At 59.0% G+C, this 18,544-nt stretch carries 15 protein-coding genes; 8 read left to right on the top strand and 7 right to left on the bottom strand.

The window, feature by feature from the left end; translation table 11 throughout:
• Positions 1-141: 141 nt before the first annotated feature.
• The 3 genes from AC1DIH_RS16730 to AC1DIH_RS16740 all read right to left on the bottom strand — a co-directional run bounded on the left by AC1DIH_RS16730 (position 142) and on the right by AC1DIH_RS16740 (position 5,534).
• Positions 142-1,743, bottom strand: coding sequence for an ABC transporter substrate-binding protein (locus tag AC1DIH_RS16730; protein WP_477772515.1), 1,602 nt, complete (start codon positions 1,741-1,743; stop codon positions 142-144).
• Between the two features lie 302 nt (positions 1,744-2,045).
• Positions 2,046-3,671 (bottom strand): ABC transporter substrate-binding protein, encoded by a 1,626-nt coding sequence (locus AC1DIH_RS16735; RefSeq protein ID WP_477772516.1) that lies wholly within the window; start codon positions 3,669-3,671, stop codon positions 2,046-2,048.
• 258 nt (positions 3,672-3,929) lie between these two features.
• Positions 3,930-5,534, bottom strand: coding sequence for an ABC transporter substrate-binding protein (locus AC1DIH_RS16740; protein ID WP_477772517.1), 1,605 nt, complete (start codon positions 5,532-5,534; stop codon positions 3,930-3,932).
• A 513-nt stretch (positions 5,535-6,047) separates the two neighbouring features.
• Between AC1DIH_RS16740 and AC1DIH_RS16745 the strand changes: the two genes are divergently transcribed.
• Positions 6,048-6,434 carry a DUF6124 family protein gene (locus AC1DIH_RS16745; protein WP_477772518.1) on the top strand — a complete coding sequence of 129 codons (387 nt, stop codon included), beginning with the start codon at positions 6,048-6,050 and terminating at the stop codon, positions 6,432-6,434.
• Between the two features lie 46 nt (positions 6,435-6,480).
• Here the strand turns inward: AC1DIH_RS16745 and AC1DIH_RS16750 are convergent, their stop codons facing one another.
• A complete protein-coding gene (locus tag AC1DIH_RS16750) occupies positions 6,481-7,197 on the bottom strand; it encodes an SIMPL domain-containing protein (protein WP_477772519.1) in 717 nt (238 codons plus the stop codon).
• 274 nt (positions 7,198-7,471) lie between these two features.
• Here AC1DIH_RS16750 and AC1DIH_RS16755 point away from each other — a divergent pair, with 274 nt between their 5' ends.
• The 4 genes from AC1DIH_RS16755 (at position 7,472) to AC1DIH_RS16770 (ending at position 12,048) form a co-directional block, all read left to right on the top strand.
• Positions 7,472-8,734 carry an ATP-binding protein gene (locus AC1DIH_RS16755; RefSeq protein WP_477772520.1) on the top strand — a complete coding sequence of 421 codons (1,263 nt, stop codon included), beginning with the start codon at positions 7,472-7,474 and terminating at the stop codon, positions 8,732-8,734.
• Positions 8,727-9,287 (top strand): response regulator transcription factor, encoded by a 561-nt coding sequence (locus AC1DIH_RS16760; RefSeq protein ID WP_019691866.1) that lies wholly within the window; start codon positions 8,727-8,729, stop codon positions 9,285-9,287. The genes AC1DIH_RS16755 and AC1DIH_RS16760 overlap by 8 nt, the downstream gene beginning before the upstream one ends.
• Positions 9,288-9,383: 96 nt before the next feature.
• On the top strand, positions 9,384-11,111 hold the full coding sequence (locus AC1DIH_RS16765; RefSeq protein WP_477772521.1) for an ABC transporter ATP-binding protein/permease: 1,728 nt from the start codon (positions 9,384-9,386) through the stop codon (positions 11,109-11,111).
• Between the two features lie 190 nt (positions 11,112-11,301).
• A complete protein-coding gene (locus AC1DIH_RS16770; protein WP_054598177.1) occupies positions 11,302-12,048 on the top strand; it encodes a FadR/GntR family transcriptional regulator in 747 nt (248 codons plus the stop codon).
• Positions 12,049-12,073: 25 nt separating this feature from the next.
• On the opposite strand, the gene AC1DIH_RS16775 is transcribed toward AC1DIH_RS16770, so the two are convergent.
• From AC1DIH_RS16775 to AC1DIH_RS16785, 3 genes are all read right to left on the bottom strand, one after another.
• Positions 12,074-12,451, bottom strand: coding sequence for a hypothetical protein (locus tag AC1DIH_RS16775; RefSeq protein WP_477772522.1), 378 nt, complete (start codon positions 12,449-12,451; stop codon positions 12,074-12,076).
• A 131-nt stretch (positions 12,452-12,582) separates the two neighbouring features.
• A complete protein-coding gene (locus AC1DIH_RS16780; RefSeq protein WP_477772523.1) occupies positions 12,583-12,774 on the bottom strand; it encodes a hypothetical protein in 192 nt (63 codons plus the stop codon).
• Between the two features lie 14 nt (positions 12,775-12,788).
• Positions 12,789-14,408 carry a phospholipase gene (locus AC1DIH_RS16785; protein ID WP_477772524.1) on the bottom strand — a complete coding sequence of 540 codons (1,620 nt, stop codon included), beginning with the start codon at positions 14,406-14,408 and terminating at the stop codon, positions 12,789-12,791.
• Between the two features lie 236 nt (positions 14,409-14,644).
• Between AC1DIH_RS16785 and kdgD the strand changes: the two genes are divergently transcribed.
• The 3 genes from kdgD (at position 14,645) to AC1DIH_RS16800 (ending at position 18,533) form a co-directional block, all read left to right on the top strand.
• Positions 14,645-15,556 carry a 5-dehydro-4-deoxyglucarate dehydratase gene (kdgD, locus tag AC1DIH_RS16790; protein WP_019691870.1) on the top strand — a complete coding sequence of 304 codons (912 nt, stop codon included), beginning with the start codon at positions 14,645-14,647 and terminating at the stop codon, positions 15,554-15,556.
• A gap of 74 nt (positions 15,557-15,630) precedes the next feature.
• Complete coding sequence (locus AC1DIH_RS16795; RefSeq protein WP_477772525.1) at positions 15,631-17,076, top strand: aldehyde dehydrogenase family protein; 1,446 nt, start codon at positions 15,631-15,633, stop codon at positions 17,074-17,076.
• Between the two features lie 95 nt (positions 17,077-17,171).
• Positions 17,172-18,533: an MFS transporter gene (locus tag AC1DIH_RS16800; protein ID WP_477772526.1), complete on the top strand. Its 1,362-nt coding sequence runs from the start codon at positions 17,172-17,174 to the stop codon at positions 18,531-18,533.
• The last annotated feature ends 11 nt before the right edge of the window (positions 18,534-18,544 follow it).

An 18,544-nucleotide genomic window follows, 5' to 3' on the forward strand; every position in this document is an offset into this window, starting at 1 on the left:
TGCCGGTCTTTTTTGGTGATCCGGCTATTTGGTTTTGAACTCATTCACGTATCGCAAACGTTTGCATCTGGCTTGTTCACCGAATTCAGGCAACACCTTTGCGTGAGGGCGAAAATCACCCTCAGGTTTTTGGCTAATCAGTTATTGGTCGATGCTGACACCCGAGAAGACGTTACGGCCGAAGGGGCTGACCTTGAATCCTTCGACTTTGGCGCTCAACGGCTGGTTGACCGTCGAGTGGGCGACAGGCGTGATTGGCACTTGCTGCTTGAGCAATTGCTGAGCCTGTTTGTAGAGCACCGTGCGTTGCTCACGGTCGGTGACAATCTTGGCTTGCTTGATCAGCTTGTCGTATTGCGGGTCACACCACATGGAGTAGTTGTTACCGCCAATCGCGTCGCAGCTGTAGAGGGTGCCCAGCCAGTTGTCCGGGTCCCCGTTGTCGCCGGTCCAGCCGATCAGGCTGATGTCGTGTTCGCCATTCTTGGTGCGCTTGATGTACTCGCCCCATTCGTAGCTGACGATCTTCACTTTCAGGCCGATTTTCGCCCAGTCCGACTGCAGCATTTCAGCCATCAGCTTGGCGTTCGGGTTGTAGGGACGTTGTACCGGCATGGCCCAGAGCGTGATCTCGGTGCCTTCCTTGACCCCGGCAGCCTTGAGCAATTCCTTGGCTTTTTCCGGGTTGTAGGCGGCGTCCTTGATCGTTTCGTCGTAGGACCACTGGGTCGGTGGCATGGCGTTGACCGCCAGTTGGCCGGCGCCCTGGTACACCGCCTTGAGAATTCCCTGCTTGTTCACCGCCATGTCCAATGCCTGGCGTACTTCGAGCTGGTCGAAGGGTTTGTGCTGCACGTTGTAGGCGATGTAGCCAAGGTTGAAACCGGGCTTCTCGATCAGTTGCAGCTTGGGGTCGTTTTTCAGCGCGTCGACATCGGCCGGACGTGGGTGCAGGGTGATCTGGCACTCGTTTTTCCTGAGCTTCTGCACGCGCACCGACGCATCGGTGTTGATGGCGAAAATCAGCTGGTCGAGCTTGACCCGGCTCGGGTCCCAGTACTGCTTGTTGCCGGTGTAACGGATGTTGGAGTCTTTCTGGTAGCTCTTGAACACGAACGGCCCGGTGCCGACCGGCTTCTGGTTGATGTCGCTCGGCTTGCCGGACGCGAGCAACTGGTCGGCGTATTCGGCGGAAAGAATCGCGGCGAAACTCATGGCGATGTTCTGAATGAACGCGGCGTCTACCGAGTTCAGGGTCATGACCACGGTCAACGGCCCGGTCTTCTCGACCTTGGCGATGTTCTTGTTCAGGCTCATCCCGTTGAAGTACGGAAACTCGGTCGGGTAAGCCTTGCGGAATGGGTGCTCGGTATCGAGCATGCGATTGAAGGTGAACAGCACATCGTCGGCGTTGAAGTCGCGGCTCGGTGTGAAGTACTGGGTGGTGTGAAATTTCACCCCTTCGCGCAGGTGGAACGTGTACTTGAGACCATCCTCGGAAATATCCCAACGTGTGGCCAGGCCCGGCACGACATTGGTGGAGCCTTTTTCGAACTCGGCCAGCCGGTTGTACAACGGTTCGGCTGCATYGTTGTCGGTCGCAGTGGTGTACTGCGCGGTATCGAAGCCCGCCGGGCTGCCCTCGGAGCAAAACACCAGGCTGTTATTGGCGGCCTGGCTGATTGACGTGGCGGCCAACAGACCGGTGCCCAGTAATGCGGATAAAACCAAGGTATGGCGCATAACGCTCCCTCTCTTTTTAGGTGTTAAACAGTGAGTCGTCGTCCCGTCCTGGGACGTGCAGACATCACTGATCCAAAGCCATGGGGTCAGCAGTTGCCAGCCGCAGCGAAAAAACGGCCGAACCCCGACGGTATGAGTCGAAGGTCAGGCGGTAAATGCGTAAGGCCTGAAAAACAGGTAGGAAAAGGCGACACGTCCTAAGCCCGCTGCAGTGGTCCGCAGTGGTTTGGGAAGTAGGCGAATTCCAGCTGTCTTGGCAGATAAGGCAACGGCGACGTCAGGGACGTCACCGTTGCAAAACCTTATTTGCTGACGCTGACTCCGTAGAAGGAGTTCAAGCCAAACGGGCTGATCTTGAAGTCCTGCACGTTGTCGCGCATGGGTTGGAACACCGTCGAGTGAGCGATAGGTGTCATTGGAACGGCGTCTTTGAGGACGTGTTGCGCCTGTTTGTACAGTTCGGTGCGCTTGGCCTGATCGGTGGTGCGCTTGGCTTCTTTCACGATGCCGTCAAACTTCTTGTCACACCATTTGGAGAAGTTGTTGCCCTGCAGCGAATCGCAGCCGAACAGTACGTTCAGCCAGTTGTCCGGGTCACCGTTGTCGCCGCTCCAGCCAATCAGCATCGCGCCGTTTTCGCCGCCTTTGGAGCGCTTGATGTACTCGCCCCACTCATAGGTCACGATCTTGGCCTTGATACCGATCTTGGCCCAGTCGGACTGCAGCATTTCAGCCATCAGCTTGGCGTTCGGGTTGTAAGGACGCTGCACCGGCATCGCCCACAGGTTGATCTCGGTGCCTTCCTTGATGCCGGCTTCCTTGAGCAGTTCTTTGGCTTTCTCAGGGTTGTATGGCGCGTCCTTGATGGTGGTGTCGTAGGACCACTGGGTTGGCGGCATGGCGTTGACTGCCAGTTGACCTGCACCCTGGTAAACCGAGTCGATGATCTGCTGCTTGTTGACGGCCATGTCCAGTGCCTGACGCACTTTCAGTTGAGCCATCGGGTTCGGCTGATCGCTGCCCTTGATCTTGTCCATCACGTTGTAGGCGATGTAACCCAGGTTGAAACCAGCCTGTTGAGGCACCTTCAGGGTCTTGTCCTCTTTCAGCGCCTTCAGGTCAGCCGGGCGTGGGAACAGGGTGATCTGGCACTCGTTCTTTTTCAGCTTCTGAATACGCACCGACGGGTCGGTGGTTATGGCGAAGATCAGGTTGTCGATCTTGACGTCGTCAGGCTTCCAGTAGTCCTTGTTCCCGGTGTAGCGGATGTTGGAGTCTTTCTGGTAGCTCTTGAACACGAACGGACCAGTGCCGACCGGCTTCTGGTTGATGTCGGCGGCTTTGCCTTCCTTGAGCAGCTGGGCAGCGTACTCGGCGGACTGGACTGAAGCGAAGCTCATGGCCATGTTCTGGATGAACGCGGCATCGACTTCCTTGAGGGTGAACTTGACGGTGTGATCGTCGACTTTATCGATCTTGGTGATGTTGGTGTCCATCCCCATGTCGGTGAAGTACGGGAATTCGGTCGGGTACGCCTTACGGAACGGGTCATCCTTGTTAATCATGCGATTGAAGGTGAACAGCACGTCGTCGGCGTTGAACTCACGAGTTGGCTTGAAGTACGGGGTGGTGTGGAACTTGACGCCTTCACGCAGGTGGAAGGTGTAAGTCAGGCCATCCGGGGAAATGTCCCAGCTGGTGGCCAGGCCAGGAACAACGGCGGTGCCGCCACGTTCGAACTGGCTCAAACGGTTGAACATGGTCTCTGCAGAGGCGTCGAAGTCGGTTCCGGTGGTGTACTGACCAGGATCAAAACCGGCCGGGCTCCCTTCGGAGCAGAACACCAGGTTAGTCGCTGCATGGGCGAAAGGTGCGCTAGCTAACAAGCTGGCGCCGACTAAAAACGGAATGACCGCGTGTTTAAGCATGGTGGCCTCATGATTTGTTGTCATTTTTGGAATTAGAGGACGACCTCGTGAGTCGACCTGCGGATACTTATGCAGGGCCCATACCCAATGCAAGATGCCAGGCGGCTACAAGCCTTAAACAGTGGAACGAACGTACCTTAATGTCGCATATGTATAAAAGTTGACGCATTTGACCGTTTGCGGTCGTTTTTCTCGGTGCAAACGACGCACCATAGAGGTGCGGCCGGGGTGCCCGGCGCACCCGGCCAGAGCGCGGTGTTACTTATTTATACCCACCCCGTAGAACGGTGTGAGGCCGAACGGGCTGATCTTGAAGTCGGAAACTTCCTTGCGCAGAGGCTGAAACACCGTCGAGTTGGCAATCGGTGTGATAGGCACTTGTTGCTTAAGGATTTTTTGGGCCTGTTGATAGAGCTTGACCCGCTCGTCACGGTCGGTGGAGAGCTTGGCCTGCTGAACCAGCTTGTCGTACGCCGGGTCGCACCACTTGGCGTAGTTGCTGCCTTTCACTGCGGCGCAGCTATAGAGCACGCCGAGCCAGTTGTCCGGGTCACCGTTGTCGCCGGTCCAGCCGTAGATCATCGCGTCGTGCTCGCCGTTCTTGGCGCGCTTGATGTACTCGCCCCATTCATAGCTGACGATATTGGCCGTGATACCGACCTTGGCCCAGTCCTGCTGGATCATCTGCGCCGACATCCGCGCGTTCGGGTTGGACGCACGCTGCACAGTCATTGCCCATAAGTTGATAGTGGTACCGGGTGCAACCCCTGCTTCTTTTAGTAGCGCCTTTGCCTTGGTCGGGTCGTAGGGCGCGTCCTTGATGTTCGGGTCATACGACCATTGCGCTGGCGGCAGGGCGTTCTGCGCCAGTTGCCCGGCGCTTTGATAGACGGCCTTGATGATCGCCGGCTTATCGATGGCCATGTCCAGCGCCTGGCGAACCTTGAGCTGGTCCAGTGGCGGGTGGGATACGTTGTAGGCCAGGAAGCCAAGGTTGAAACCGGCTTGTTTGAGCACCCGCAGGTTCGGGTCCTGCTCCATCACCTCGATGTCGGCCGGGCGCGGGTAACCGCTGACCTGGCACTCGCCGGTCTTGAGCTTTTGCAGGCGCACGGCGGCGTCCGGGGTGATCGAGAAAATCAGGTTGTCGAGTTTCACGTCCTCGGGTTTCCAGTAGGCGCGGTTGGCGCTGTAGCGGATCTGCGAGTCCTTCTGATAACGCTTGAACACAAAGGGCCCAGTGCCGACCGGCTTCTGGTTGAGGTCAGCGGCTTTGCCCTCCTTGAGCAACTGCGCGGCGTACTCGGCGGACTGGATCGAGGCGAAGCTCATCGCCAGGTTCTGCACAAACGCGGCGTCGATGTTGTTCAGGCTGAAGCGCACCGTATGCTCGTCGAGCTTATCGACATTTTTGATCGTGGTGTTCAGGTCCATGTCGGTGAAATACGGCGACTCGGTGGGGTAGGCCTTGCGAAACGGGTTTTCAGGGTCGAGCAAGCGCTGGAAGGTGAACAGCACATCGTCCGCATTGAAATCGCGGCTCGGCGTGAAGTAGTCGGTGGTATGAAACTTCACCCCGTCACGCAGGTGGAAGGTGTAGGTCAGGCCGTCTTTGGCGACCTCCCAACTCGTCGCCAAGCCTGGCTCGACCTCGGTGCCACCGCGTTTGAATTGGGTAAGACGGTTGAAGACTGTTTCAGCCGAGGCATCGAAATCCGTGCCGCTGGTGTACTGGCTCGGGTCGAACCCGGCAGGGCTGGCTTCGGAGCAGTAGACCAGGGTAGTCGCGGCTTGGGCGAATGGGGTGATGGTGGCGAGGGTGAGGGCAAGCAGAAGCGGTTTGACGGTGGCTGTTCTATCCATGGAGTCCCCGAGGGTTTGGCGGCGGCTTTTTCTGGAGAGTAGCGTTCTTGGCGGGGGGCGCGGAAATATCCGTTTGTTAGGGTGACCCCTCTGTTTGGGCATACACAGGCCTCTGTCAAACGGACCCGCCATCCATCACTTACCGACATTAACGGTAACGATGCAGTCCGCTCCTACAAAAAGCGCTGTCAGCCGAAGGCATGAGGATGAATGTTCCGACGAGTTGTGGCGGTTGTGTTGGGTTTGGGGCTGCGCCTAACCTTTTGCTGTCGCTGCAAATCAGCGATCAGGTGTGGAAACCTGGAATCTCAGTAGGCGTCTAGCCTCACCACCGCAATCGTTGCCGATGTATTCTCTCGTCGGCAAGAAAAGCGTCATGGCGGCTGTGCGTGGGCAGACTTCGGTCTGACCGGGGTCCTACTGTCCCGTTTTCCACCCCACGTATAGCCGCCACCTATTTGCCGTGTGGAAATGGCAAAAGATGGCTCCCATTTGCGAGTAAGGAGCATCTGCATGGACAAGTTAATCCCCGATCCCCCCGCACCCGACGACGTTTCACCGTACGAATCCCTCGACTCCAAAAAGCTCCACGATGCTGCCCACCGGGCACTGGATGACTACCTGAAACCGACACTCGCCAAACTGCGCTTCAGCAATTTGCGTTCTGACCGGTTATTTAGCGTCGCCCCTGATGTGGGTACTGAAAGCCTGTTGGCCAACGCCTCGGAAGACCTGGCGTCGGTGAAAGTCATGGCCGCCGACCTGGCGTTCGAGATCGAAGGTTCGCGGCGCCATGTGGCGCTGGCGATTTGTCGACTGGTGGATGGGGTGCAGTTGCTGGTGGACAGGGCGCTGGATGATTTTGATGTGCCGGCGCCAGCGGAGTACCAGGTCAAGTAGGGCGCGGTGGGTCAGTCAGCGGAAGGCTGGCTGACCCACCTCAATTTCAAGGCATTAACACTTCAATCGAGCCATCGGCGGTCATGTTGACCTGGCTGGTGCCGGCTTCGACATCCGGGGTCACCGGTGCCGAGTCCATGCCTGCAGCTTTCATCATCATTGGCGCGCGTAGGTAAGGCTGTGGATAACCGTTACTGTTGAGGTTCAGGTTGACGATTTTGTAACCCTTGCCGCCCAGTGCATCGGTGGCCAGTTGGGCGCGGGCCTTGAAGGCGGTGACGGCTTCCTTGAGCAGCGCATCTTCGTTGGCCTTGCGGGTCGGGGTGGCGATGGCGAAGTCCATGCCGCCCATTTTCAGGTCGGTCAGCAGTTCGCCGGTGAGCTTGGACAGCGCTGCGAAGTTCGAGCTTTCCAGGCGCAGTTCGGCGCGTTCACGCCAGCCGGTGATTTTCTGGCCCTTGGTGTCGTAGATAGGGTAGCTGTGACGGCTGCCCTGACGCAGGGTGATGTCCTTGACCTGTTTGGCCTGGGCCAGCGCCTTGTTCATGGTGGTGCTGACATCGGCGGCGAGTTTCGCCGGGTCGGTGTTTTGTTCTTCGGTGTAGAGGGTCACGATCATCAGGTCGCGAGCCACTTCCTGACTGACTTCGGCACGCAGGGCAATCTGGTTGTAGTGAAGTTCGTCGGCGGCCAACGCTGGCAGGCTGGCGAGGGTGCCGGCACTGAGGGCGAGGAGGGCGGCGCTGCGGCGCAATGTGTTCATGAAAGCTCCTTGGATGATGCGCAGGGGTTATGGTCCGAGCCTGCGTGAAACCATCAGACTGTAGCTTTAAATACCTGGTTCACCCAGTTACAACTTCTATACAGATCGAGGTCGCGTCACTATCTGTAGCCGCAGGCTTCGCCAGCGGCTACAGGGATTGTGGTGTGATGTGAACTGTCTTTGCCGTGTGGCGCTTTGCCGCACTTTTGCCTGTCGGGGCCCTCGCTTGGTTATACTCGACGCGATCCGCCTGGAGCGCTCATCAGGAGAGCTCATGCTCGCCCCCGTACAACTGCTTTCCGCGACTCGTCAGAACCTCTGGCGACTGACGTTCATCCGCACCCTGGTGCTGGCCGCTCAGGCCGGTTCGGTGGGGCTCGCCTACTGGTTCAACCTGCTGCCGCTGCCTTGGTTTCAACTGGCGGCGACCCTCGGTTGCTCGATGCTGCTGTGTGCCTTTACCGCGATCCGCTTGCGCACTTCATGGCCGGTGACCGAGCTCGAATACGCCGTGCAACTGGCCTGCGACCTGTTTATCCACAGTGCGCTGCTGTATTTCTCCGGCGGTTCGACCAACCCGTTCGTTTCCTATTACCTGGTGCCGCTGACCATCGCCGCCGTCACGCTGCCGTGGCGCTATTCGGTGATTCTCTCGGGCATCGCGCTGGCGATGTACACCTTGTTGCTGGCGCAGTTTTACCCGCTGGAAACGTTCCCGATGTACCGGGAAAAGATGCAGATCTACGGCATGTGGCTGAGTTTCGCCCTGGCCGCTGCGGTGATCACCTTCTTCGCGGCGCGGATGGCCGAAGAGTTGCGCCGCCAGGAAGAACTGCGGGCGATTCGTCGTGAAGAGGGCCTGCGCGACCAGCAACTGCTGGCTGTTGCGACCCAGGCCGCTGGCGCCGCTCACGAATTGGGTACGCCGCTGGCGACCATGAGCGTGCTGCTCAAGGAAATGCAGCAGGATCATAATGACCCGCTGCTGCAAGATGATTTGAGAGTGCTGCAGGATCAGGTAAAGCTTTGCAAGGAGACCTTGCAGCAACTGGTTCGCGCCGCCGAAGCCAATCGTCGGCTGGCGGTGGAGATGCAGGGCGTCAGCGTCTGGCTCGATGAAGCCCTCAACCGCTGGCACCTGATGCGTCCCGAAGCGACCTACCGCTTGCGGCGTCTGGGGATTGGCGATGAACCGCGTCTGGCGCCGCCGCCGGACCTGACCCAGGCCTTGCTGAATTTGCTGAACAACGCCGCCGATGCCTGCCCCGAAGGGCTGGAAGTGACGCTGAACTGGGATTCCGTCGAGCTGACCATCAGCATTCGCGACCATGGCCCCGGTGTGCCGCTGGCGATTGCCGAACAGATCGGCAAACCGTTTTTTACCACCAAGGGCAAAGGTTTCGGCCTGGGCCTGTTTTTGAGCAAGGCGAGCGTGACACGCGCTGGCGGCTCAGTGAAACTCTACAGTCATGAGGAAGGCGGTACGCTCACCGAGCTGCGCCTGCCCCGTGTCGCCCGAGGAGACGAACATGAGTGACGAGATCCAAGTCGAAGGCGAAGACCTGCCGCATTTGTTGCTGGTAGACGACGACGCAACGTTCACCCGCGTGATGGCCCGTGCCATGAACCGTCGCGGTTTTCGCGTCAGCACCGCAGGTTCCGCCGAAGAGGGCCTGATCATCGCCCAGCAGGATCTGCCGGACTATGCCGCGCTGGACCTGAAAATGGACGGCGATTCGGGCCTGGTGCTGCTGCCCAAGCTGCTCGAACTCGACCCGGAAATGCGCGTGGTGATCCTCACCGGTTACTCGAGCATTGCCACCGCCGTCGAGGCGATCAAACGCGGTGCCTGCAACTACCTGTGCAAGCCGGCCGACGCCGATGACGTGCTGGCCGCCTTGCTCTCGGAGCATGCCGACCTTGATACCCTGGTGCCGGAAAACCCGATGTCGGTGGACCGCCTGCAATGGGAGCACATCCAGCGTGTGCTGACCGAGCATGAAGGCAACATCTCCGCCACTGCCCGCGCCCTGGGCATGCACCGGCGCACCCTGCAGCGCAAACTGCAGAAGCGTCCCGTTCGTCGCTGAACCGGCGCTGAACGGTTATCGCCAGACCTCGCGACAACCCGAGCCGATCATCTATGATCGGTTCGTGCCTGTTCTTTTCTTTATCGAGTCTGAACCATGAATCAGAACGCTGAATATTCCGCGGTCAACGACAGTGTGCGCGGGCAGTTTTTTCGCCGTGTCTGGCAGATGATCACGCCGTACTGGCGCAGTGAAGAGAAGGGCACGGCCTGGGCACTGCTGATCGCGGTGATCGTGCTGTCGCTGATCAGCGTGGGGATCTCGGTGTGGTTCAACACCTGGTACAAGGACTTCTACAACGCCCTGCAAAAGAAGGACGAAGCGGCGTTCTGGCAGTTGATCCTGTATTTCAGCGCGATTGCCGCGGTGGCGATTGTCGGTGCGGTGTACCGGCTCTACCTGACCCAGATGCTGACCATTCGCTGGCGGGCCTGGCTCACCGAGAAGCACTTCGCCCGTTGGCTCGGCGACAAGAACTACTATCAGCTGGAGCAGGGCGGTTACACCGATAACCCGGACCAGCGGATTTCCGAAGACCTTAACAACTTCACGTCCAACACCCTGGCTTTGGGGCTGGGCCTGATCCGCAATATCGTCAACCTGGTGTCGTTCTCGATCATCCTGTGGGGGGTGTCGGGCAGTATCGAGGTGTTTGGCTTTACCATTCCCGGCTACATGTTCTGGTGCGTGCTGGTCTATGCGGCGGTTGGCAGCTGGCTGACGCATTTGATCGGTCGTCGCTTGATCGGTCTTAACAACCAACAACAACGCTTCGAAGCCGACCTGCGTTTTTCCATGGTCCGGGTGCGTGAAAACGCCGAGAGTATCGCGCTGTACAACGGCGAACCGAACGAACATCAGCGCTTGAGCACACGGTTTGGCAGGGTCTGGCACAACTTCTGGGACATCATGAAAGTGTCCAAGCGCCTGACCTTCTTTACCTCCGGTTACGGCCAGATCGCGATTATCTTCCCGTTCATGGTCGCCGCGCCGCGCTACTTTGCCGGCAAGATCGAACTCGGTGAACTGATGCAAATCAGCTCGGCCTTCGGCAACGTGCAGGAGAGTTTCAGCTGGTTCATCAGTGCGTACCAGGAACTCGCCTCGTGGCGCGCCACCTGCGACCGTTTGCTGAGTTTCCGTCAGGCCATGAGCGAAAACGAAGAGCGCCAGCCGGCCATCGACGTGCAGAATCAGGGCTCGGAACTGAAAATCCACAACCTGGGTCTGGACCTGGCCGACGGTCGTCACTTGCTGACCAATGCCGACATGACGGTAGAGGCGGGCGAGCGCGTCATGCTCAGCGGTCGTTCCGGCAGTGGCAAATCCACCTTGCTGCGGGCGATGGGGCACCTTTGGCCGGCGGGTCACGGCAACATCCGACTGCCGGCTGCGCGCTATCTGTTCCTCCCGCAAAAGCCGTATCTGCCGATTGGCAGCCTGCGTGACGCCCTGAGTTATCCACAGGCCGGCGACACCTACACGCACGAGCACTACGCGCGCGTGCTGGAAACCTGCCGTTTGCCGCATCTGGTTTCCCGTCTCGACGAAGCCAATCACTGGCAGCGAATGCTCTCACCGGGTGAGCAGCAACGTCTGGCGTTTGCCCGAGCGCTGCTCTACGCACCGCAATGGCTGTACATGGACGAAGCGACTTCGGCGATGGACGAAGAGGATGAAGCGTCGCTGTATCAGGCACTGATCGATCACTTGCCAGGCCTGAGCATCGTCAGCGTCGGCCATCGCAGCAGCCTGAAACGTTTCCATCCACGGCATGTGCGCATCGACAGCGGCCATCTGCTGGAGCAGACCGTTACCGCGTAAACACCATAAACCCTTGTGGGAGCGAGCCTGCTCGCGATGACGGTCTGACATCCAGCATCAAGGTGTCTGACACTCCGCTATCGCGAGCAGGCTCGCTCCCACAAGGGGTATGGTGTTCTCAGACGGTGATCGTACAACTGCGCTGCGCTATGATGCGTTCACCACCGTTTGCCTGAGACTGATGTTCACCATGGAAAACCCGATCGACGCCCCCCGTCTTCCGCGCAAGCGCCGCAGCCTCGCGCAGGAACTGGTTACGGTACTGTCCGAGCAGATTCGCGATGGCATGCTCAAGCGTGGCGACAAGTTGCCCACCGAGTCGGCGATCATGGAAGCCCATGGCGTCAGCCGCACCGTGGTGCGTGAAGCGATATCGCGTTTGCAGGCGGCGGGGCAGGTTGAGACCCGTCATGGTATCGGCACGTTTGTGCTCGACACGCCGAGCCCAAGCGGCTTTCGCATCGATCCGGCGACCGTGGTGACCTTGCGCGATGTGCTGGCGATCCTGGAGTTGCGCATCAGCCTGGAAGTGGAATCCGCAGGCTTGGCAGCACAACGCCGCAGCCCCGAACAGTTGGCCTTGATGCGCGCGGCTCTGGATGCCCTGAACGAAAGCGCCGCCCACGCCGGCGATGCGGTGGCATCGGACTTCCAGTTCCATTTGCAGATTGCCCTGGCCACCGGCAACCGCTACTTCACCGACATCATGACCCACCTGGGCACCAGCATCATTCCGCGTACCCGGCTCAATTCTGCGCGGCTGGCCCACGATGACCAGCAGCACTACATGAATCGCCTGGCACGTGAACACGAAGAAATCTATGACGCCATCGCCCGCCAGGATTCGGACGCAGCCCGCGCGGCCATGCGCCTGCACCTGACCAACAGCCGCGAACGACTGCGCCATGCCCATGAAGAGGCAGAGGCGCAGCGTTGATAGCGGGGCCGAGCAGGGTGAGCGCTTAGTCTTCGATACGAAGCCGTATGGGGGCCGAGCTCGGAGCAAGGCTGGACTCGTCCGAGAATTTGTAACGCAGTTCGATTGTTCCGTTCTTGTGCCTTTCCAGCTCTGCTTTAGGCACTTCCAGTTCAAGGCCCGTCACTTTTATCGGTTCGCCGCAGACGTCGTCCCAGACTCCGGTGGGCTCTTCAGGGCCGGCCCAGTCAGGGTTATCAACATCCGCCCCGAGGATCAGATAAACGTCCCAATTTGCAGGTATCACGTCTGAGTCAGGAATCCGGACCTTCAGGGCGCCACTCAGGCTCGATAAGGTGACCGTCGCTTCCTCTGCAAGCGTACCGGCAGGGAATTGGGTAAGCACCGGGATCGAAAAACTCATGATAAATCACCACTCCATGTGTAGCCGTCCGTGACCATTCATGGTCGGCGACACACTGTAGAGCGCGCGTTCATCACGTGTTGGAAACGATCATGAGCAAGCGTTACAAGGCTGGTGCAGTGGCGGTGGGCTTAACCTGTCTTGAGGATCGAACGATCCACCCTCACCGCCAGTTTCCCGGCTCCGGGCTTGGCATCAAACGCCACGTGGCCCTTGTCGTCCACAATCGCCCGCGCAACCGGCACGCCATTGGCCAGCAGTTCCAGCGGTGCGCCGTTGAGGGATTGGCCCGAGGCCAGTTCGAGTGTCAGGTTGATAGTCATCAGTGATTTCCTTATCAGGCGTTGCGGTCTATGAAGGTGGTGGTGTGCGCGTCGATCGAGCCGATCAGCTCCGGCGAGCCGCCGCGAAACTGGCGGAAAATGTTGCGTGAGGCGCCGTTGCCCGGCACGTTCAGCGTTGGCTGAAAGCGTTCGCTCAACTCCGCGTAATTCGACCACGGGCCGATGTAGGACTCATTCAAGCCATTGGTGTAGCTGAAGGCGTAACGCACGGCATTGCCGGGCAACCAGTTGGGTTCGCCAGGCGTTTGGCTCTGCCAGCCGTCAGCCTGGATCGTCGGTGCTGTGGCTGGGGAGCCCAGGTAGCCGGCCGGTTTGTTCGGCGTGTAGTCCTTGAGCAGCAAGTAAGTGCTCCAGCCCCACCAGTTGTCGATCTTGCTGCTGTCGTTAAGGTTGTTGACATCGCTGCGCCGCAGCACCTTGTTGCCGTCCAGAACAAATAACCCGGAGAAGTTGCCCGCCGGTTCTTTCACAGTGTTGAGGTCGGGCAGGTACTTCAGCGCAACGTAGCTGGACGGCGCGGGCAGTGAACCGCTGAGGAACGTATCGAAGACTTCGTCAGCCGAGCGCTGGACCGCGAGTTTGACCTGTTTGCGGTTGGCGCTGTCGACCGAGTCGAAGTAGCGTTTGTCGCCGTAGGCATGCCACTGATCACCGTTGGCGTTATTCATGTTGAGGCCGTACTTGCTGTCTTCGTCGTGCATGAAACGGGTGATCAGCGAACCCAGGTCACTCGGCGTAACCGCCGCTGCCAGTTGTTTGCGCGGGATTCGCAGATGGCCTGCGGAGAACAGGTCGGTCAGGTAATGGTCGGCAAATGCGTTCATCGCGTAGGCCAGTTCCAATTGCTTTTCATCGCCACTGTTGTGCGCCAGAACAGCCTGTTGCAGGGCGGCGGTGTGCCCGGCGATGTACGCCAGCAACGCCCATTCGCCAAAGTGGTCGGCATTGTTCGCCGCCAGTTTCAGATAGCGCCCCAAGGGAAACAGTGCCGAGACGAAACTGCCGCCGCCGGTGATCTTGTTCCACTCTTCGGACAACGTATCACCGAGGGCGTCGTAGGCCTCGTGAGGTTGTTTGCCGTCCCTGATCGCCTGATTGGCGGCGGCGATTTCCTTCTGCATTACGCCGAGAATCAACCCGGCCTCCGCTCGCGACGCTGGCAGTACGGCCAGCGAGTTGAACGCAGCGGTAAAACGCTGGATGCGATCAACCGGGGTCGCGCCATCGCAGATTGGCTGGTCGGGAATGCCGTAGAAATCACCGCCTAGCGAAACGATCTGACCGTAGCTCAGTGCCAGGCCATTGGGCAGGTGCAATGGCACTTGCCAGGCCGCAATGGCCGGCGCGTCCTTGACGAAGCGCAGCAGGGTGGCATCGCCGATGGCGGTGTGTTCACCGCCTTCGAAGCGCAGTGCAGGCTCGGTGTTCAGCAATTTTCCAGTCAGACCTGGTGTGTGATGTTTGGGCCTGTGTTGACTGTGAGTCAGCAGCATCAGGTGATCGCCGTCACCGGAAATGGCAATGCCGTGTTCTGTGAACAGGTGATCCAGATCGGCAATGATCCGGTCGTCATGATTGAGGTTTTCCTGCGATTGGGTGTGTAGACCTGACATTTCTAGCTCCTTGATATGTCGTAGGTTGTGTCTCGAATAGCTGTATGTATATACAGTTGTTGTCGAGCATAGCTGCAAACTTTCCCACGTCAAGGAAGTGATTTTTCCTACCCGGATTTTCCATCTGGCGATGAAATGCAGTTGACGGTCGTATTTTAAGTTGTACGATGACATACAACTTCGGCGAGAGCTGAGCGGGTTTTCTCATCACAACGTGCGTCCAGGGTGTTCGAATAATGAATCCACAAGAACTGAAGTCCATCCTCTCCTCCGGTTTGCTGTCCTTCCCGGTTACCGATTTCAATGCTCAGGGCGATTTCCATCGCGCGGGCTACATCAAACGTCTCGAATGGCTGGCCCCGTATGGCGCTTCGGCCTTGTTCGCCGCAGGCGGCACCGGTGAGTTCTTCTCCCTGGCGGCCAGCGAATACTCGGAAATCATCAAGACTGCGGTCGACACCTGCGCCAGCAGCGTGCCGATTCTGGCCGGTGTCGGTGGTTCCACCCGTCAGGCCATCGAATACGCTCAAGAAGCCGAGCGTCTGGGCGCCAAAGGCTTGCTGCTGCTGCCGCACTACTTGACTGAAGCCAGTCAGGACGGCGTTGCCGCCCACGTTGAAGCCGTGTGCAAATCGGTGAAGATCGGTGTGGTGGTTTACAACCGCAATGTCTGCCGCCTGACCGCGCCGCTGCTGGAACGCCTGGCTGAACGCTGCCCGAACCTGATCGGCTACAAGGATGGCCTGGGCGATATCGAGTTGATGGTGTCGATTCGTCGCCGTCTCGGTGATCGCTTCAGCTACCTGGGTGGTCTGCCGACTGCCGAAGTCTATGCCGCGGCTTATAAAGCGCTGGGTGTACCGGTCTATTCCTCGGCGGTGTTCAACTTCCTGCCGAAAATGGCGATGGATTTCTACCACGCCATCGCCCGCGACGATCACGCTACCGTCGGCAAACTGATCGATGATTTCTTCCTGCCTTACCTGGACATCCGTAACCGCAAGGCCGGTTACGCGGTAAGCATCGTCAAGGCGGGCGCGAAAATCGCTGGCTACGATGCCGGTCCCGTACGGACCCCGCTGACTGACCTGACGCCAGAAGAGTTCGAAATGCTCGCGGCGTTGATGGACAAGCAAGGCGCGCAATAACCCGCTGAATCAACCGGGGCCGCTGAGCGATCGGCGGCTTTTTGTGTAAGGGCTTCTGTTAAGGGGAAAGTGCTGTGGCAGACGTAAAACGATTCGACAACTTCATCGGCGGCCAATGGGTCGCAGGTGCCGAGTACTCGACCAATATCAACCCGTCCGAGTTGTCCGATGTCATTGGCGAATACGCCAAGGCGGACCTGGCTCAGGTGAACGCGGCCATCGACGCCGCTCGTGCTGCTTTCCCGGCCTGGTCGACCTCAGGCATTCAGGCGCGCAGTGATGCGCTGGATAAAGTCGGCAGCGAAATCCTCGCGCGTCGCGAAGAACTCGGCACCTTGCTGGCGCGGGAGGAGGGCAAGACCCTGCCTGAAGCCATCGGCGAGGTGTCTCGCGCCGGCAACATCTTCAAGTTCTTCGCGGGTGAATGCCTGCGCTTGTCCGGCGATTACCTGCCGTCGGTGCGTCCTGGCGTCAACGTCGAAGTCACCCGCGAAGCCCTTGGCGTGGTTGGCTTGATCACCCCGTGGAACTTCCCGATTGCGATCCCCGCGTGGAAAATCGCCCCGGCCTTGGCCTACGGCAACTGCGTGGTGCTCAAGCCGGCAGAGCTGGTGCCCGGTTGCGCCTGGGCCCTGGCCGAAATCATTTCCCGTGCCGGTTTCCCGGCCGGGGTGTTCAACCTGGTGATGGGCAGCGGTCGAGTGGTCGGCGACGCCATGGTCAACAGCCCGAAAGTCGACGGCATCAGCTTCACCGGCTCGGTGGGTGTAGGCCGGCAGATCGCGGTTAGCTGCGTGTCGCGTCAGGCCAAGGTGCAGTTGGAAATGGGCGGCAAGAACCCGCAGATCATTCTCGACGACGCCGATCTCAAGCAAGCCGTCGAGCTGTCGGTGCAGAGTGCATTTTATTCCACCGGCCAGCGTTGCACGGCCTCGAGCCGCTTGATCGTCACTGCCGGGATTCACGACAAATTCGTCGAGGCCATGGCTGAGCGGATGAAGTCGATCAAGGTCGGGCATGCCCTGAAAAGCGGCACCGACATCGGCCCGGTGGTTTCCCAGGCACAACTGGAACAGGACCTGAAGTACATCGACATCGGCCAGTCCGAAGGTGCGCGACTGGTCAGTGGCGGTGGCCTGGTGACTTGCGACACCGAAGGCTATTACCTTGCGCCAACGCTGTTTGCCGACAGTGAGGCGGCGATGCGTATCAGCCGCGAAGAGATCTTCGGCCCGGTGGCGAACATCGTTCGGGTGGCCGATTACGACGCGGCGCTGGCAATGGCCAACGACACCGAATTCGGCTTGTCGGCGGGTATCGCCACCACCTCGTTGAAGTATGCCAACCACTTCAAGCGCCACTCCCAGGCCGGGATGGTGATGGTCAATCTGCCGACTGCCGGTGTGGATTACCACGTGCCTTTTGGTGGCCGAAAAGGTTCATCCTATGGATCGCGGGAGCAAGGTCGCTACGCGCAGGAGTTCTACACCGTGGTGAAGACGTCCTATATCGGTTCGTAACACGCAACACCGGCCTCTGTGGGAGCTCGCTCCCACAGAAAGCAAAAAACAAAACGATTACCCGCAAAAAAAATAATTAGTGGGAGTACATCTACATGCAAGCGACCAAGCCGACCCACGTCCGCTATTTAATCCTGCTCATGCTGTTTCTGGTGACCACGATCAACTACGCCGACCGTGCCACCATCGCCATTGCCGGCTCCAGCCTGCAAAAGGACCTGGGCATCGACGCCGTCACCCTCGGCTACATTTTCTCCGCATTTGGTTGGGCCTACGTCGCCGGTCAGATCCCTGGCGGCTGGCTGCTCGACCGCTTCGGTTCGAAAAAAGTCTATGCCCTGAGCATCTTCACCTGGTCGCTGTTCACCGTGCTGCAAGGCTATGTCGGTGAGTTCGGTGTCTCCACCGCCATCGTTGCGCTGTTCATGTTGCGCTTTCTGGTGGGCCTGGCCGAAGCACCATCATTCCCCGGTAATGCACGCATCGTTGCGGCCTGGTTTCCAACCGCCGAACGCGGCACTGCCTCGGCGATCTTCAACTCGGCGCAATACTTCGCCACGGTGATCTTCGCGCCGTTGATGGGCTGGATCGTCTACACCTTCGGCTGGCAGCACGTGTTTATGGTGATGGGCGGGATCGGCATCGTGTTCTCGCTGATCTGGTTGAAAATTATCCACAGCCCGCGCCAGCACCCGATGATCAATGACGCCGAGTTCAAGCACATCGCCGACAACGGCGGCCTGGTCGACATGGATCAGGACCAGGGCAAACGCAGTGACGGGCCGAAGTGGGATTACGTGCGCCAACTGCTGAGCAACCGCATGATGCTTGGTGTGTACCTGGGCCAGTACTGCATCAATGGCATCACCTATTTCTTCCTGACCTGGTTCCCGGTGTACCTGGTGCAGGAACGCGGCATGACCATTCTCAAGGCCGGTTTCATTGCCTCGCTGCCGGCCATCTGCGGGTTTATCGGTGGGGTGCTGGGCGGACTCATTTCCGACTACTTGCTGCGCAAGGGCCACTCGCTGACCTTCGCCCGCAAGGCGCCGATCATCGGTGGGCTGTTGCTGTCGACCAGTATCGTGGCCTGCAACTACGTGGACATCGAATGGATCGTCGTGGGCTTCATGGCCCTGGCCTTCTTCGGCAAAGGCGTGGGCGCATTGGGTTGGGCGGTGGTTTCCGACACATCGCCAAAACAGATCGCAGGCTTGAGTGGCGGGCTGTTCAACATGTTCGGCAATATCGCGTCGATCACTACACCGATCGTGATTGGTTACATCATCAGTACCACCGGCTCTTTCAAATGGGCGCTGGTGTTTGTCGGCTGCAATGCGCTGATCGCGGTGTTCAGCTATCTGGTGATCGTCGGTCCGATCAAGCGCGTGGTACTCAAAGAGCCACCCGCCAATGGCTCCGAACTGACTAACAAATTGTCTCAAGCGCATTCCTGAGGAGCGGCGTC

It is taken from the genome of Pseudomonas sp. 05N36, from assembly GCF_056397385.1.

What these genes read in the sequence shown, in the direction of transcription:
- AC1DIH_RS16775 (WP_477772522.1), bottom strand. Translation starts at nt 12,451, where the DNA reads ATGAGTTTTTCGATCCCGGTGCTTACCCAATTCCCTGCCGGTACGCTT.
- AC1DIH_RS16740 (WP_477772517.1), bottom strand. Translation starts at nt 5,534, where the DNA reads ATGGATAGAACAGCCACCGTCAAACCGCTTCTGCTTGCCCTCACCCTC.
- AC1DIH_RS16765 (WP_477772521.1), top strand. Translation starts at nt 9,384, where the DNA reads ATGAATCAGAACGCTGAATATTCCGCGGTCAACGACAGTGTGCGCGGG.
- kdgD (WP_019691870.1), top strand. Translation starts at nt 14,645, where the DNA reads ATGAATCCACAAGAACTGAAGTCCATCCTCTCCTCCGGTTTGCTGTCC.
- AC1DIH_RS16800 (WP_477772526.1), top strand. Translation starts at nt 17,172, where the DNA reads ATGCAAGCGACCAAGCCGACCCACGTCCGCTATTTAATCCTGCTCATG.
- AC1DIH_RS16780 (WP_477772523.1), bottom strand. Translation starts at nt 12,774, where the DNA reads ATGACTATCAACCTGACACTCGAACTGGCCTCGGGCCAATCCCTCAAC.
- AC1DIH_RS16785 (WP_477772524.1), bottom strand. Translation starts at nt 14,408, where the DNA reads ATGTCAGGTCTACACACCCAATCGCAGGAAAACCTCAATCATGACGAC.
- AC1DIH_RS16750 (WP_477772519.1), bottom strand. Translation starts at nt 7,197, where the DNA reads ATGAACACATTGCGCCGCAGCGCCGCCCTCCTCGCCCTCAGTGCCGGC.
- AC1DIH_RS16735 (WP_477772516.1), bottom strand. Translation starts at nt 3,671, where the DNA reads ATGCTTAAACACGCGGTCATTCCGTTTTTAGTCGGCGCCAGCTTGTTA.
- AC1DIH_RS16745 (WP_477772518.1), top strand. Translation starts at nt 6,048, where the DNA reads ATGGACAAGTTAATCCCCGATCCCCCCGCACCCGACGACGTTTCACCG.
- AC1DIH_RS16760 (WP_019691866.1), top strand. Translation starts at nt 8,727, where the DNA reads ATGAGTGACGAGATCCAAGTCGAAGGCGAAGACCTGCCGCATTTGTTG.
- AC1DIH_RS16755 (WP_477772520.1), top strand. Translation starts at nt 7,472, where the DNA reads ATGCTCGCCCCCGTACAACTGCTTTCCGCGACTCGTCAGAACCTCTGG.
- AC1DIH_RS16770 (WP_054598177.1), top strand. Translation starts at nt 11,302, where the DNA reads ATGGAAAACCCGATCGACGCCCCCCGTCTTCCGCGCAAGCGCCGCAGC.